Source organism: Ferruginibacter sp. SUN106 (assembly GCF_050611765.1).
In the GTDB taxonomy this organism is placed as follows: domain Bacteria; phylum Bacteroidota; class Bacteroidia; order Chitinophagales; family Chitinophagaceae; genus Ferruginibacter.
The window spans coordinates 1,027,381-1,041,892 of record NZ_JBODJC010000003.1; the positions used below are offsets into that span (position 1 = coordinate 1,027,381).

At 38.5% G+C, this 14,512-nt stretch carries 15 protein-coding genes; 13 read left to right on the forward strand and 2 right to left on the reverse strand.

Annotation, left to right across the window (positions count from 1 at the left end; translation table 11 throughout):
- Window positions 1–90 precede the first annotated feature (90 nt).
- Together ACQ334_RS15820 and ACQ334_RS15825 are read right to left on the reverse strand one after the other, a co-directional pair.
- The gene (locus ACQ334_RS15820) at window positions 91–1,965 is read right to left on the reverse strand and encodes a rhamnogalacturonan lyase (protein WP_430989216.1); all 1,875 of its coding nucleotides are present in this window, start codon (window positions 1,963–1,965) and stop codon (window positions 91–93) included.
- 160 nt (window positions 1,966–2,125) lie between these two features.
- Complete coding sequence (locus ACQ334_RS15825) at window positions 2,126–3,673, reverse strand: sialate O-acetylesterase (protein ID WP_430989217.1); 1,548 nt, start codon at window positions 3,671–3,673, stop codon at window positions 2,126–2,128.
- A 342-nt stretch (window positions 3,674–4,015) separates the two neighbouring features.
- On the opposite strand from ACQ334_RS15825, the gene ACQ334_RS15830 reads away from it, so the two are divergent.
- From ACQ334_RS15830 to ACQ334_RS15890, 13 genes are all read left to right on the forward strand, one after another.
- Window positions 4,016–5,182 (forward strand): hypothetical protein, encoded by a 1,167-nt coding sequence (locus tag ACQ334_RS15830; RefSeq protein WP_430989218.1) that lies wholly within the window; start codon window positions 4,016–4,018, stop codon window positions 5,180–5,182.
- A 128-nt stretch (window positions 5,183–5,310) separates the two neighbouring features.
- A complete protein-coding gene (locus tag ACQ334_RS15835) occupies window positions 5,311–5,733 on the forward strand; it encodes a DUF1801 domain-containing protein (RefSeq protein WP_430989219.1) in 423 nt (140 codons plus the stop codon).
- A gap of 213 nt (window positions 5,734–5,946) precedes the next feature.
- Entirely contained in the window at window positions 5,947–6,267 is a 321-nt protein-coding gene (locus ACQ334_RS15840; RefSeq protein WP_430989220.1) for an ArsR/SmtB family transcription factor, read from the forward strand.
- Window positions 6,264–6,761 (forward strand): SRPBCC family protein, encoded by a 498-nt coding sequence (locus ACQ334_RS15845; protein ID WP_430989221.1) that lies wholly within the window; start codon window positions 6,264–6,266, stop codon window positions 6,759–6,761. The genes ACQ334_RS15840 and ACQ334_RS15845 overlap by 4 nt, the downstream gene beginning before the upstream one ends.
- A gap of 68 nt (window positions 6,762–6,829) precedes the next feature.
- A complete protein-coding gene (locus tag ACQ334_RS15850) occupies window positions 6,830–6,967 on the forward strand; it encodes a hypothetical protein (RefSeq protein ID WP_430989222.1) in 138 nt (45 codons plus the stop codon).
- A 35-nt stretch (window positions 6,968–7,002) separates the two neighbouring features.
- Entirely contained in the window at window positions 7,003–7,440 is a 438-nt protein-coding gene (locus ACQ334_RS15855) for a VOC family protein (protein WP_430989223.1), read from the forward strand.
- A gap of 313 nt (window positions 7,441–7,753) precedes the next feature.
- The gene (locus tag ACQ334_RS15860; RefSeq protein WP_430989224.1) at window positions 7,754–8,662 is read left to right on the forward strand and encodes a hypothetical protein; all 909 of its coding nucleotides are present in this window, start codon (window positions 7,754–7,756) and stop codon (window positions 8,660–8,662) included.
- A gap of 57 nt (window positions 8,663–8,719) precedes the next feature.
- Window positions 8,720–9,787, forward strand: coding sequence for a hypothetical protein (locus tag ACQ334_RS15865; protein WP_430989225.1), 1,068 nt, complete (start codon window positions 8,720–8,722; stop codon window positions 9,785–9,787).
- Window positions 9,788–9,819: 32 nt separating this feature from the next.
- A complete protein-coding gene (locus tag ACQ334_RS15870; RefSeq protein ID WP_430989226.1) occupies window positions 9,820–10,374 on the forward strand; it encodes a hypothetical protein in 555 nt (184 codons plus the stop codon).
- Between the two features lie 73 nt (window positions 10,375–10,447).
- Window positions 10,448–11,002: a lipocalin-like domain-containing protein gene (locus ACQ334_RS15875; RefSeq protein WP_430989227.1), complete on the forward strand. Its 555-nt coding sequence runs from the start codon at window positions 10,448–10,450 to the stop codon at window positions 11,000–11,002.
- Between the two features lie 107 nt (window positions 11,003–11,109).
- Complete coding sequence (locus ACQ334_RS15880; RefSeq protein ID WP_430989228.1) at window positions 11,110–11,439, forward strand: hypothetical protein; 330 nt, start codon at window positions 11,110–11,112, stop codon at window positions 11,437–11,439.
- A gap of 51 nt (window positions 11,440–11,490) precedes the next feature.
- The gene (locus ACQ334_RS15885; RefSeq protein ID WP_430989229.1) at window positions 11,491–13,923 is read left to right on the forward strand and encodes a zinc-dependent metalloprotease; all 2,433 of its coding nucleotides are present in this window, start codon (window positions 11,491–11,493) and stop codon (window positions 13,921–13,923) included.
- A gap of 152 nt (window positions 13,924–14,075) precedes the next feature.
- Window positions 14,076–14,426, forward strand: coding sequence for a hypothetical protein (locus tag ACQ334_RS15890; protein ID WP_430989230.1), 351 nt, complete (start codon window positions 14,076–14,078; stop codon window positions 14,424–14,426).
- Window positions 14,427–14,512: the final 86 nt, after the last annotated feature.

The following is a 14,512-nucleotide window of genomic DNA, read 5'->3' on the forward strand; positions in this document are numbered from 1 at the left end:
TTTCTTAAATGCCCTCTACGCCTCTATGGTTTAATAACTTCCCATTCAGGCATTTAAGGCATATAGAACATTTAGATTTTTTTATTGAATTCATTTCTTTTTTATAATTACAATGTTCGGCTTTGGTGGTTGCGGCATATCCTGTCCCATAAAGAAACTGGTATGCGGCGGTTGGTTATACGCCACGTTCTGCCACACAATACTCAACCGGTATTGAGGATCCTGCATCAGTGTATAAAATTTTTTCTCCGTAGGAATTGTGGTTGTAAAAATGCGTAACTCTTTACTGTCTCTTGTTCTGCAGATCAATTCCTCTCTCCAGTCACCAAACAAATCTGCTGATAAACATGGATTTGATTTGGTGCCGTTATTACTTACACAATCAAAATTTCTACCATCAAATAAAGTTTGTGTTTTGCTGCTGTCGTAGATCCACTTGCTGATGTTCACGCCATTCAATACTTCGCTCAGCGCATCCCCATCCCAGAAAATACCCATATTGCAAGCTGGTGTTTTTTCTGAAATGGTATTACCCTTGTTATCAAACATACCAGTGATACCGGCACCCGCCACCCAACATTCAAAACCGGGATAACGTGGGTCTACATCCAATGCCAATGCCCTGCCCGGACCTTCTCCATCACCACCAGCTTTTACCGAAGCTTTTTTCCAGATCACTTCGCCGGTTCTGGCATCACGAAAGTTGGCGCCGGCATCATCAAAACGTTCCTGTATACTAAATACTTCCAGGCCCGGGCGTGAAGGATCGAGATCACTCACATGTAACGCATCCGCATGCCCGATACCAGTACTGTATAGCCCTTTACCATTGTCATCAATTGTCATTTGGCCGTATACAATTTCGTCTTTGCCGTCACCATCTACATCAGCAACAGTTAAGTTGTGATTGCCCTGCCCTGCAAATTTTTTATTGCCTTCATCATTGCTGTCAAACACCCAACGCTTTTTTAATTTACCATCTGCAAGATCCCATGCAGCTAAAATGGTACGGGTATAATACCCTCGACACATTACCAAACTCGGGTGCACGCCATCTAAATATGCCACGCAGGCTAAAAAGCGATCCATACGATTACCATAGCCGTCGCCCCATACTGCTTTCAACTCATCAGTGGTAGGATTTAATTTTGCATGACGTGGTGGTGTATAATCAGTTGTGTTAATGATCTCACCTGTTAATCCGTTGAATACCGTTAAATATTCAGGGCCGGATAAAATATAGCCTCTGTCGTTGCGCCAGTCTTTGGTAGAATCACCAATTACATTGCCTTTGCCATCGATACTGCCATCAGCTGTCTTCATCGCAATCTCTGCTTTGCCATCACCATCTAAATCGTACACCATAAATTGTGTGTAGTGAGCACCTTCCCTGATATTTTTTCCTAAATTAATCTGCCATAAAAAAGTACCATTCAATTTATACGCCTGGAATATTGGCGGATCAGTTGGCCCGGCCTGTGAATTATCGTGTGCCCGTCCTGTTAAGTGAATGATAATTTCATATTCACCATCACCGTCAAGGTCTCCCACTGAAGCGTCGTTGGCTGAATAGCCCTCTGGTGTACGCAAGGGAATAGATAAATAGGGTTTTGCCAATGCAGGTACCGTAAATTTTTCTGAAGCCACCAATTCTTTTCCTTTCACCACCGGTGTTACAAAATAAGTGTAAGATTTAGTGCTGTCCGTTTTTTCATCCGTATAATGCGTAAATGCATCAACTGGTTTTTTATTCAGCCGGGTAAGTTTCTCATTAGTTGCAGTGCGGTACACATTAAATCCAACATTGTCGTCATCGGTTACCAGTAATCTCCAGCTGATAAAAATATTGCCCTTGCCATCGGGCACTGCCACCACACCACGGTTTAAATATTCCATTTGCCTTTGTGCAACAGCAGAAAGGCAACAAAAAACTGCAATGATTACTACAAGTGATTTTCTTTTCATACATTTTTTTTGAAACTACTGCGTAGTTTTTTGTTGCCACAGATTGCACAAATTTCACAGATAAGAATGCATTTAATTTGTGTAATCCGGGCAATCTGTGGCTAAACCATTTACTGCGTAGCAGCAAATCCTCTATTACCAACTTCCTGTTTTATCGTTATCATTTACTAAGAAAATATTCTTCGTCAAACCGATCCGTTCTAAATGGCACAGCCGGTAATCCTTCGCTGTTCACTAAATTCGGCTGCGCCGTTTCGTTCCATGCAAAGCGAACGTACTTTGGTTTCTTCAATCCATCTGCATACACAATTACAATATCACCATCTGTAGTGGCTTTTGCAGGAACAAACTTCCCATCCCTGCCCGCAATTTCAAAACAGCTTAATGTATCGCTGCCATTATTGCTCATCAGTTTTGTTCCATGATGACTGAAGCTGATAAAAATGCTTTCCCTGTTTTTTCTCATACCGGCATACACAGGCCCCGAAATTTCTTTCTGTTCAATATGATAATCTTTTTCCAAAGCCCATAAGGCCAACCTTCTGCCAACCGTCCATTTGTAAGATGGATGGATATTGCTTAACTCGTCTACCAGGTCTGTGGTAACCACCATACCGGTATTCTTTATGCTTAAACATTTTGTTTGTGCTTCCCAAAACTCAGGCAATAATGTTGCACTGTGTTTTTTAGCATCTTTTCTTGATGTGTATAAATGCGGCGCAACCTGTACATAATAAAAAGGCAGGTCGTTATCTTTAAATAATTTGCGCCAGGTATTTACAAACAATTCAAATTTTGCAGGATAAGTTTTCTGGTCTTCCACCATCGCATTGCTTTCGCCCTGGTACCACAATACACCTTTAATAGTAAACGGAATCAAGGGCTCTATCAATCCCCTGTACATTTGTCCGGGGTGCATACCATCAATTTTAAAATTGGGTGTGATGGCTGAATCTTTAAATATTTCTGATTGGGCATAACTCCAGTCGGGTTGCCATTGTTCTATTCTTGTACCACCCCAACTGGAAGAGATGATGCCAATGGGTACTTTTGTTTTTTCGTAAATGTCTTTGGCAAAAAAGTAGCCGATAGCAGAAATATATCTTACCAGGGTATCATTGCCATCCGTCCAGCCTTTGGTAGGTAACACCGGAATTTTATTCAGGTTCTTCTCCACATACAAATACCTTATCCCATCGGGCTTTGGTGTTGTCAATTCCTGTTCGGCTTCGTCAATACCTTTTTTAGGAGCGGTATATTTTTTTAATTTCCTGTCGAGGGGATATTCCATATTGCTTTGCCCGCTGCAGAGCCACACATCGCCAACTAAAATATTTTTGAGTGTAAGCGTGCTGGTACTTTGTACTGTTAAATTTTGTGGTGTTGAAGAAGCCTGCAAGGGCGCTAATACCACCTCCCATTTACCGGCAACATCTGCCACCGTTGTTTTTTGCTGACCTGCAAACTGAACCATTATAGTTTGCCCTGCTGCTGCCCTGCCCCAGATGGTTACCGGTTTTTCCCTTTGCAACACCATATTATCAGAAAATGCTTCGGCAATTTTTAATGTATCCTGAAGTTTTGCAAAAGAAGTACTTCCACCCTGCTCCAAAACCGGTAAATGAGGCGGCTTCGCCAGCACATCAATGCCGCTATTCACACACAATACAGCAGCAACAAAAAATTTTGTAAGAATAGATAAGTTCATGCAGGACAATCGTTTTGCACCCACAATTTAGCTTATATAACACCGGTTGCATCCTGTTGCATCCTGAGGATAAAATGATGTTTTGCACCGACGGATTTTTTTGAGGATGGCGTTATGGTATATTTTCCGCAGCAGGACATTTGGCTGTTGATAAAAATGCGATAACATAGTACACATAACCAGTACCAGTTTCGGCCCGGGTTGAATGAATAAATCTCAGCAAAAGAATATAACTTCAACAGCAGTAATTTTATCAGGCTTTTGTTACCAGTGATGGAATACAGCATATCGGCGCAGCAGAAAGCCCGGATGTAAAGTATCACAGCAAACGACACTCAATCAATGAAAACCTTTTTCACTTTATTAGCAACCATTATCTTTAGCTCTGCCAGGGCAGACTATGGCTACATGAAGTTACCTGAGTTAGTTTGTAATGCCGATTATGGTGCAGTTGGAACAATTGTAAAAATTGACAAAAACTATTTTTATTTAAAAGTTGACGAGTACGTTTTGAACCGTCTTGATTCTGACACTTTACCTATTTCAAAATTTGAAGACTGGCCTTGTGGCAAAAGATTTGACAAATACAAAGTTGGTCAAAAGGAAATGGTCTTTTTCAGAAAAAGTAATTATGTGATCGACGATTATGAACTTTTGGGCTATGGCGGTGGTGACGAATTTGAACTTCCTATTTTTAGAGACACCATAAAATACCAAAGTAATTACGGCAAACTTGAAAGCTACAGGCTTAGCGAATTTTTAATAGCCATTAAAGATTATGCAACATTAGCCGCAGGTGTTAAAGGCACTTCCAAGCCATTAAATAAATCTGAACAAATTGAATTTGCTAAAAAGTCGGCTTTACATAAACTCCTTATTGAATGGAAAACATACAGTAAGCAAAAAGATTTTGAAATTCCTGGCAGTGGTATGTTGGTTAATTTAGAACGTAACTATATTTATGAGGATTACGAAAATAAAATATTAATTAGTACGCAAAATAAAGACAGTGTTTATTTGTCAGTTGAAGACGCAGATGTCTGGAAACAAGACAATTACTTTATTGTTAAGCCCAAAAGTGGCTGGACAAGCAGATGGTTAAATGTTTATGCTATTAATGCCAGGGACGAGCAAGATGTTTTACTCAATCAGCTTTTTGAAGTAATTGAATTGCCTGAACCAAGTATATATTTCGGAAGTTCAATTAAAGACACCATATTCTACTCATATTACGATGATGCAATACCAACTGTGGGTTATTATTTAGACGAACTGCACAAGGACGAAAACCTGAGCTATGAATTGTTAAGCTATGACTACCAAATAATCTCAGGAAAAAGCAAAGAAAAATTCAGCATAAAATCAGCATACGGAACAAAAGAATTCCAGGACAGATTGCAAAAACTTAAAACAGGCGACAAAATTATAATGAGTAATATTTTTGTGCTTTATCCTAACAACAAAGTGAAGCAGTTAAAACCTAAAACCGTAATTATTAAAATGGAGTGATAGCCACATACCTGTACGTTGTGGAATGACTTTAGGAAGGGTGCAGACTTTTAATTAATGCAAGAAGCTAACGAAGTAAATTAAAGAGGTTGCTGAAAACCGATCATGCAAGTACAAATAAATTTTATATGAATATACAAGAACAAATCAAAAAGTATATTGCCAGCCAGCCTGAGCAAAAACGTATCGACATGCAGGCGTTGCACCATATAATAACGAAAATAAAGCCTGCGTGTAAATTATGGTTCCTGGATGGCAAAAACAGTGAAAATAAAACTGTAACTAATCCTAATATAGGATATGGCTCTCACACCATTGAATATGCAGATGGAAAAAACAGGGAGTTTTATCAGATTGGTATCAGTGCAAATACAACCGGCATCTCGGTATATATCCTTGGTATTGAAGATAAAAAATACTTAGCCCAGGCATATGGAAAAAAAATCGGCAAGGCGAGTGTGACCGGGTATTGCATTAAGTTTAAAACGCTGAAAGATATAAACATTGATATACTTGAAGCGGCCATCCGGTATGGGTTTGAGGCGTCGTAGTAACAATTGCTTCAACAGTATACAATAAAAATATAATTTTCTTTTAAAGACGACCGCCCACTCACCGCTGTTTTTATGTACTCCCCTTATGCCCATATTTTTTTGCAGTACAAAATAACCGTTGGCAAAATATTTTCTGAAAAAATTTGCGAAACCGAATAGTTGCGCATATATTTGCAACCGATTAGCTGCGCAAGTAAAAATTAAAACAACATGAGACGAGACATTTTCCAGGCAATAGCAGACCCCACAAGGCGGGCAATAATTACCTTAATTGCATTACAGGCAATGACACCGAACGCCATTGCCGACAACTTCAACACTACCCGTCAATCTGTTTCTAAACACCTTAGGATATTAACAGAATGCAGGTTGGTGAAACAGGAGCAACAAGGCAGGGAAATTTATTATTCACTTGAAATTGAGAAAATGAAAGAGATCGATAAATGGATTGACCAATTCAGAAAAATCTGGGAAACAAGGTTCAATCAACTTGACCATGTATTAGCAACACTAAAAAAACAAAAAAAATGACAAACAATTTGCTATTTGATTTTACTGTTGACAAATCAACAAAAACAGTGTTTATAACCAGGGAATTTGATGCTGAACTTTCATTGGTATGGGATGCTTTTACCAAGGCAGAATTGATAGACCAATGGATTGCGCCAAAGCCCATGATCGCCAAAACAAAATACCAGGATTTTAAAGTGGGTGGTAAAAGGTTTTATGCCATGATAAGTCCCGATGGTAATGAGCGCTGGGCATTACAAGAATATACTTCCATTACCCCGAAGACGAATTTTAAAATGAAAAATGCCTTTGCAGACAAGGACGAAAACCCTGAATTGCATGGTTCTGAATGGGATCATACTTTCAGCGAACAAAACGGGACTACCAAAGTGAACATTTCTATTTATAATGAATCTCTTGAAAGATTAGAAAGGATACTGGATGGCTTTACACAAGGAATGAAAATGTCGTTGAGCAACCTGGAAAATCTATTGGCAACTTTATCGAAAAAATGATCTTCGTTTTCAAAACATCTGTTAAAACTAAAATGCAAATGCAGCAGCTCAGGCTACATATTGACAACATGCTTCCAAACGCAAAATGGAATTTTGACCTGGAAGACATTGATAAAATTTTGCGTATTGACAGCGAAGAAAATATCGTTTTAAAAATAACCAGTTTATTAACGCAGCACAACTACCATTGCGAAGAATTAGAATAAAAAATAAAAATTTTAATCATCTAAAAAATAAAACTATGGCACTTATCAATCCACACATCAACTTTAACGGAAATGCCGAAGAAGCATTTACCTTTTACAAATCCGTATTTGGCGGAGAGTTTGCAAAGATCATTCGTTTCAAAGATATTGCAAGCGCTGAATTCCCGGTTGCAGAAAAAGAAGAAAATAAAATTATGCATATTGCTTTACCTATCGGTAAAAGTAATATGTTGATGGCAAATGATGTTCCGGAAATTATGGGAAAAACGAACGAAAATGAGAACAGAAGTAAAATTGTAATTAGTACAGAAAGTAAAGAAGAAGCGGACAAACTATTTAATGGGCTTTCGGTGGGAGGACAAATAGAAGGGCCAATTGGGGATAGTCCATGGGGTTCCTATTTTGGTTGTTTCAGAGATAAATACGGTATTGAATGGATTGTGGAATTTGACCCAAACAATACCTTACAATAAAGCAGCATTTACATTAACAGAGAGCAGTGTTACATCAACCGGAGTTAACATTGGCATTTACAAGCGAGCTGGAAAAGTAAAGACAGGAATAAGTGAGGCTTCGGGCATCTGTTGATAAGCCACCTGCCTGTGCATGCCTGCCAACAGATGCCCGAAGCCCATTGCAGCTATGTTCTGAAGGCGGTTTTATTTTTATTGCTGGTCTTAGTTGAAGAGGTTATTATTACGCCAACGCTCATTAACTTTGCTAAAATTTCAACCCACTATCCCGACCGGAATAAAAATAGCTAACACTAAAAGTGAAAACTACAAAATGACAAAAAATATTCATTCCGTTCCTGCAGTATTGCTTTCAATAACACTCATTTTGTTATCAGCAAATCTTTTTGCACAGCAACCTGCTTTATATAAATTTATAGAACCGAATATCTCCGTTTCTTACGACAGTAATAATTTCCAAATCACCAATCGTTATTCAAACGCTACTTACGAAACAGAGTCATATGACTTTGAATATAAGGTTGACACCATTAACAGGGTAAGGATAAGTATCAACGCCAACCACCCGATTCCATTTCCACCTAAGAAAACACAGGATAGTATTATGCTTCTTGGCCTTGAAGAAATAAAGGCCACAGAAAATGATTCCTTTGCTATTGTCAGCTATGACAAGCAGGTAAAAAATATCAATGGATTTTCCTGTATTGGCTTTGTTGGTTACGACAAAATAAATAAACAGTATGCAACAGTTATCAGTTGTTATCATTTTTCGGCCGATGATTATACAGAAATAAAACTCTTATCCACCAATAAAAACAACCTGAGTGCAGATTATGAACTGTTGCAAGGTTTTCTCAACAGTTTTAAAGCTTATTCCAAAGCAGCTATTGCAAAGGAAGAAAAACTGATAACAAGCAAATACACTGTTACTGTATCGCCTGTTAAAACAGTTATTGAAGATTTCCAATATCGTAAAAAGACATTCGTGGGTATGGTTAAGATCAAAGGGAAAATGGAGCACACTATTAAAGAATGTCAATTGATAAACGATTTTGGGAAAGAAATATTTATACCTGCGCCTGATGGCAGTATATTAATTATGTGCAATGACAAGAAAAAAGGAACAGTAATAAAAAAAGGAGCGCTTGTTTTACTGAACTCATTTGGTAAAACTGTAAAAGTACCTTTTACTTTTTCGTATGTTAACACAGGCGCAAGGTGACAAAAGATTTTATGCTCCAATTAATATAAGGGCAATTAACGAAAGTAGAATTATACAATGACAGTGAATATTGAAAACGGGCAAGACATTATTGACATACTTAGCGATGGATTTGTTACCTGTTTAAAAATACAAAAGCCTGTTGCTGCCGATTGGTACGATTGCGCAGGCTCGGCAGGTAAATACTATTCACTTACCACCGATTTTGAACCAGTCACCAAAAAATTTAACGAGGTTTTGATAAAAGGCGATGACACTGCAATACTTGATACAATGGCTGAATTTTTAAAATTATTCAATTCAGGTGAATATACTATTGTGATAAGCAGGGATAAAAGAACAGACTATGAATTGCATTACGAATATGGCACGGCAGGCAATTCAAAACAATTTACCTACGGCTATTACAATCCCGGTGGAGAAAATTTAATGTTTACACAATTGCATTCTGCTATCAATAAAAAGAGAGTAAAAGAATATGAAGAGAGTATCTTTTATGGAGGAAGGCCAAAAGCTGTTGTATTTCAGGCTTATTTTAATGAGCGTGGTACGTATGCCGATGGCTCTACCTGGATGAATACTGTTGACAGCCCTATGTTTATTTTAGATGGCCACCATAAATTATTAGCCTACCAAAACCTTAATATAGATCCTGAATTGGTGATTATTACCAAAGAGCGAATGGCTAAAGCTGAATTTGCAAAATATAAAGAAGAACTGTTTTTTGAATACGAATATTTTCTGACAGATCATTGTAAGCAACATATCATCAGTCATATTCCGAAATTGCTGATAGACAATACTACTTCCACTAAAAATTATAACCTTCAACTGGATAAGTATTTAAGTTCGCCGGGAAGAATTGAAACAAATGTGCTTGAACTTTTAAAAACAGCCAGTACAAGTAATGAAAAATCCAGCCGAAACTGGTTTATTGAAAGACTTGATGCCATTAAAGGTAAAAATTTTGAAAAAGAAAACCTGTGGTTACAATACTTTGAACACACGAATGAGTACCCTAAGGGTATATGGAAAGGAATGCCCATAAAATCACAGGCTGACATTGCTGACTGGGTAATAAAAATGTTTGGCAAAAGTATTGACGAAATAAAAAACAACCTGTAGCCTTAAAATTATCAACCACTTATTTTTGATACATGAAATACCTGATTACATTTTTACTCCTTTCCTTTTCACTACCCTCCTTTCAAACCAACAGGCAAATTTTCGATGACTTCCATCGTGTATTTGAACAATCGGATTTTGAAAAAATGGATCTACTGTTAACAGAAGATTTCAGCCTGGTACAGGATGGCAAGGTGAGCAGTAATAAAATAGAGTACCTGAAATATATGATGAACTGGAATAAGGCATTTAATACTAAATGGAATGTAGTTTCGGTAGAAGAAGCCGGGCAACAGATAAAAAGTATAGAATATGATTCCGACATTTTCAATGATTATTTTTACGGAGATAAAATGAAATTTAAATACACATATTCCTTTGATAAAACCAAACTAAAAAGCATTACCATTGATACTTTACCCGGCACAGCAAAGCTGAGAGCCACATTTGATGAAAGGTTCCGTAAATTTTATAACTGGGTATATTTTAATTTTCCTGATAAATTACAATATTTAAACCAGGCCGATAAACAAGCTGTACTTAAAGAAAAAGAACTGCTGGAAAAATACCTGGTATCTTTAAAATAATACCCGTCTTTTTCCAGATCCGCAAGAAACGGGTTTTAAATATTGCTCAGTCATTTGAACTTTATTCAAAAAAATGGGCCTATTTAAAGCCTCGTTACAAAACAAACAGCAACCCGGATGTGAAGTACATAAAACGCAGATTTCCAGGATTGACATTCAACTGGCGCTACTATTAATTTGCACCTGTTCCTTTTTTCAACATTCTTACGCACAAAAAAATAAGTTAGCAGGTACCTGGCAGCTGATCAGTTTTTCTGATTTTGACCCGGCCACCAATACATGGGTACAACCTTATGGCGAACATCCGCTCGGGTATTTTACCTATACAAAAAGCGGTATTGTTAATTTAAATGTTTCCTCCCAAAAGCCATTACATTTCAGTGCTGATTCAGCAAAAAAAAGATGCTTTACCATCTATGAACTATTGTTCACTAATGGCGCAAACTATTTTGGTACGTATACAATAGATTATAAAAATTCTACCGTAACGCATTACCCTGTAGGCGGCAATATTCCCTGGTATATTAATACCTGCCAGAAACGCCAGTTTAAAATAAAAGGCGACACTTTGATTATCGGTGATCCAACCTTTGAGATTGGTAAAAGGATATTAGTAAAAGTGGATTGATACTCTTCTGCGCTGCACTATAGTTAGCATAGCTGTATTGCAGAATTTTGGCTGCTATTAAAACAAAAGTAAAATAGTAAGTTTGTAAAACAACTAACCGACACACTATGCCTGTCTTAAAAATTACCAGGAGCGACGAATCCACTAACCGCATGCGTAACATTAAAATATTTTTAGATGGCACTTTACTCGGCACTATTAAAAATGCAGAAACAAAAGATTTTGAGATAACAGCCGGGGAACATTTGTTACAGGCAAAAATAGATTGGTGTTCAAGTCCAAAAATAAGTTTCTCCATTTTAGCCAATGCCACAAAGGCTTTCAGCATGACCAGTTTTGCCAAAAACAATCCACTTAGTGGCCTGGCTCTTATTTACTACACTAGTTTTGGTGCTGGTAAATTTTTACAACTGCAAGAAACCCCACCCCATGGATAGAATCGGCAATATCGTTCCAGTAATTTATTAAATAGGTCAAAATTAATTGCGATGAAAAAAAAGATGTTTTTGGTAATTGCTTTTCTTACTGCAACAGTTGTGGCTTCATTTGCGCAAACAGCCAACCCCATTGCAGAAAAAACAAAACGCATGAAACTCTACAAGGGTTTTGTTGATTTTTACTGGGATGACAGCACCGGTAAAGTGTGGCTGCAACTAAATAAATTTGACACTGAGATTTTATACCAAACAGCTCTGCCTGCTGGTTTGGGCTCCAATGATGTTGGGCTGGACAGAGGAATAATGGGCAACACCTACATTGTAAAGTTCAACCGTGTGGGCAATAAAATTTTACTGACAGAACCCAATTATGCCTATCGTGCTGTTAGTGGCGATGCGGCTGAAAAAAGAGCCGTGGCACAATCATTTGCACAATCTACTATCTGGGGCTTTACTGTAGCAGCAGAAAAAGGCGACACCGTATTGGTAGATGCCACCGATTTTTTATTACGTGATGCCTTGCAGGTGAGCAATGTTTTACAGAACAGTAAACAAGGGGCTTATGCTATTGATGCTACCCGTAGCGCCATGTATCTAGCACGTACAAAAAACTTCCCTTTAAATACTGAATTCGAAACTACAGTTACTTTTGTAAATAAAGATGGCAGGCCAGGTAACTATGTGGCTTCTGTTACACCTGCACCGGAGGCCATTACATTGCGTATGCATCACTCTTTTGTGCAATTACCCGATAGCAACTACCAGCGCAGGTTATACGATGCCCGTTCACCGTTTATACCCACATCCTATTTTGATTACAGCACACCGGTTACTGAACCCATCCAGAAAAACTATATCATCAGGCATCGTTTGCAAAAGAAAGATCCTGCAGCAGCAAAAAGTGAAGCCGTAAATCCTATTGTGTATTATTTAGATAATGGTACTCCCGAACCTATACGCAGTGCTTTACTGGAAGGTGCTCAATGGTGGAACCAGGCTTTTGAAGCCGCCGGTTATATCAACGCCTTCCAGGTAAAGATTTTACCTGATACCGCAGACCCGATGGACCTTCGTTATAACATGATCAACTGGGTGCACCGTTCTACCAGGGGATGGAGTTTTGGCAATGCGGTGGTGGATCCACGAACAGGAGAGATTATAAAAGGCAACGTAACATTAGGTTCTTTAAGGGTGCGCCAGGATTATATGATCGCACAAGGTTTACTGGCGCCATTTGAAAATGGCGAATTGCCGGCAGACAATAAAATGCTGCAGATGGCATTGCAACGTTTAAAGCAATTGGCCGCACATGAAGTAGGCCATACACTCGGCCTGATGCACAATTATATTTCCAGCGCACAAAACAGGGCCAGTGTTATGGATTATCCGCCACCGTTAGTAACATTAAACAATAGCGGTGATATTGATCTGAGCAACGCCTACACCAACCAGATTGGCGATTGGGATAAAGTGAGCATTGCTTTTGGCTACCAGGATTTTGCTAAAGGCAACAATGAAGCAAATGAGCTCAATAAAATTTTATCTGATGCTGCAAAAAAAGGCCTTACGTTTATTTCTGACCGTGATGCCCGTGACCCGGGCGGCTTACACCCCAATGCACATCTTTGGGATAACGGTAAAGACCCGGTTACTGAATTGAAAAATGTTTTGAAAGTAAGAGCTAAGGCCTTGTCGCAATTTGGCGAAAATAATATCCGCAAAGGAACGCCAATGGCCATGCTGGAAGATGTGCTGGTACCCATTTATCTTTTTCACCGTTACCAGGTAGAAGCAGTTACCAAAGAAGTGGGTGGCATGTATTACTCATACGCTATTCGTGGTGATGGACAGGTGATCACAGAATCGCTTACAAAAAACGATCAGTTAAATGCATTGCATGCCGTTATCGATTGCATGGATCCTAAAATATTGGCCCTGCCTGAAAGTATCATCAAATTAATTCCGCCACGCCCTGCAGGTTATGGTTATACCAGGGAATTGTTTAACCGGAGAACAGGACTGGCTTTCGATCCTTTGGCTGCAGCAGAAGCAGCGGCAGATATGCCCTTATCATTTTTATTCAACACCAGCCGTTTAAACAGGATGGCACAATTCCAGGTTGAAAATAATGGATTGGGTATTGATGAAATGATCACAGAATTAATGGCGAAAACATGGAAAGCTGCAAGAGTAAAAGGTTTGGAAGGATTAATACAAAAACAGAATGAACAATTATTATTGACTTATCTGCTTGCTGTATCGGTAAATGACGATGCCTCCTTTGCCACTAAATCGCAAATGCTGAGCGCTATTGACGATATAAAAAAATACGCCACGGCACAATTAAAAACCACAACAGATAATAATTACAAAGGTTATTTGCTGTTGACATTGGAAAGAATAAAAGCGCCTGAAAAAGCAAAACCCACATTACATGAAGCAGTGCCTCCTGGTTCTCCGATTGGTTGTGATGAGGAGTATTAAGTAAAATATTATACCCTTCACCGTGGTTCGTGTCTCACGGGCCACGACTGAACCTTATTGCGGATGGTCCGTGAGACACGAACCATGGCGGATAAAAGTAAAATAGTAAGTTTGTAATTCTCTAACATAATCATTCATTTAAAACCAGCGGTATGCAATTTTTATCCCTTGCTCCTTTTATTCCTTCAGGCAGTAATTTTGAAAGTGCCAAACAATTTTTTGCAGCACTGGGTTTTAATATCACCTGGGATGGTGGAGGTTATGCCGGTTTTGAAAGTGGCGAATGCAAATTCATTTTGCAGGAGTACAATGATAAAACATTTGCAGAAAACCTTATGCTGACGGTAAAGGTTGACGATGTAGCTGCATTCAGAAACTCGGTAATAGAAAAACAATTACCTGAAAAATTTGGTATTAAGCTAGGTGCCATTACTCAACAGCCTTATGGTAAAGAAGTAAACATTATTGATATGGCGGGTGTATGCTGGCATTTTGTACAATAATTAAAAGCATCGTACCTGCATTTATCCTGGTTCAAATTCTTTTTTTATGGAATAAAATCAATACTGCATCTGCTCATCTACATGAT

Bases quoted from the DNA above. Each gene is read 5' to 3' on its own strand.
- ACQ334_RS15845 (WP_430989221.1), top strand. From the start codon at position 6,264: ATGACAAACAATTTGCTATTTGATTTTACTGTTGACAAATCAACAAAA.
- ACQ334_RS15885 (WP_430989229.1), top strand. From the start codon at position 11,491: ATGAAAAAAAAGATGTTTTTGGTAATTGCTTTTCTTACTGCAACAGTT.
- ACQ334_RS15860 (WP_430989224.1), top strand. From the start codon at position 7,754: ATGACAAAAAATATTCATTCCGTTCCTGCAGTATTGCTTTCAATAACA.
- ACQ334_RS15875 (WP_430989227.1), top strand. From the start codon at position 10,448: ATGGGCCTATTTAAAGCCTCGTTACAAAACAAACAGCAACCCGGATGT.
- ACQ334_RS15870 (WP_430989226.1), top strand. From the start codon at position 9,820: ATGAAATACCTGATTACATTTTTACTCCTTTCCTTTTCACTACCCTCC.
- ACQ334_RS15865 (WP_430989225.1), top strand. From the start codon at position 8,720: ATGACAGTGAATATTGAAAACGGGCAAGACATTATTGACATACTTAGC.
- ACQ334_RS15880 (WP_430989228.1), top strand. From the start codon at position 11,110: ATGCCTGTCTTAAAAATTACCAGGAGCGACGAATCCACTAACCGCATG.
- ACQ334_RS15825 (WP_430989217.1), bottom strand. From the start codon at position 3,673: ATGAACTTATCTATTCTTACAAAATTTTTTGTTGCTGCTGTATTGTGT.
- ACQ334_RS15820 (WP_430989216.1), bottom strand. From the start codon at position 1,965: ATGAAAAGAAAATCACTTGTAGTAATCATTGCAGTTTTTTGTTGCCTT.
- ACQ334_RS15835 (WP_430989219.1), top strand. From the start codon at position 5,311: ATGAATATACAAGAACAAATCAAAAAGTATATTGCCAGCCAGCCTGAG.
- ACQ334_RS15830 (WP_430989218.1), top strand. From the start codon at position 4,016: ATGAAAACCTTTTTCACTTTATTAGCAACCATTATCTTTAGCTCTGCC.
- ACQ334_RS15840 (WP_430989220.1), top strand. From the start codon at position 5,947: ATGAGACGAGACATTTTCCAGGCAATAGCAGACCCCACAAGGCGGGCA.
- ACQ334_RS15855 (WP_430989223.1), top strand. From the start codon at position 7,003: ATGGCACTTATCAATCCACACATCAACTTTAACGGAAATGCCGAAGAA.
- ACQ334_RS15890 (WP_430989230.1), top strand. From the start codon at position 14,076: ATGCAATTTTTATCCCTTGCTCCTTTTATTCCTTCAGGCAGTAATTTT.
- ACQ334_RS15850 (WP_430989222.1), top strand. From the start codon at position 6,830: ATGCTTCCAAACGCAAAATGGAATTTTGACCTGGAAGACATTGATAAA.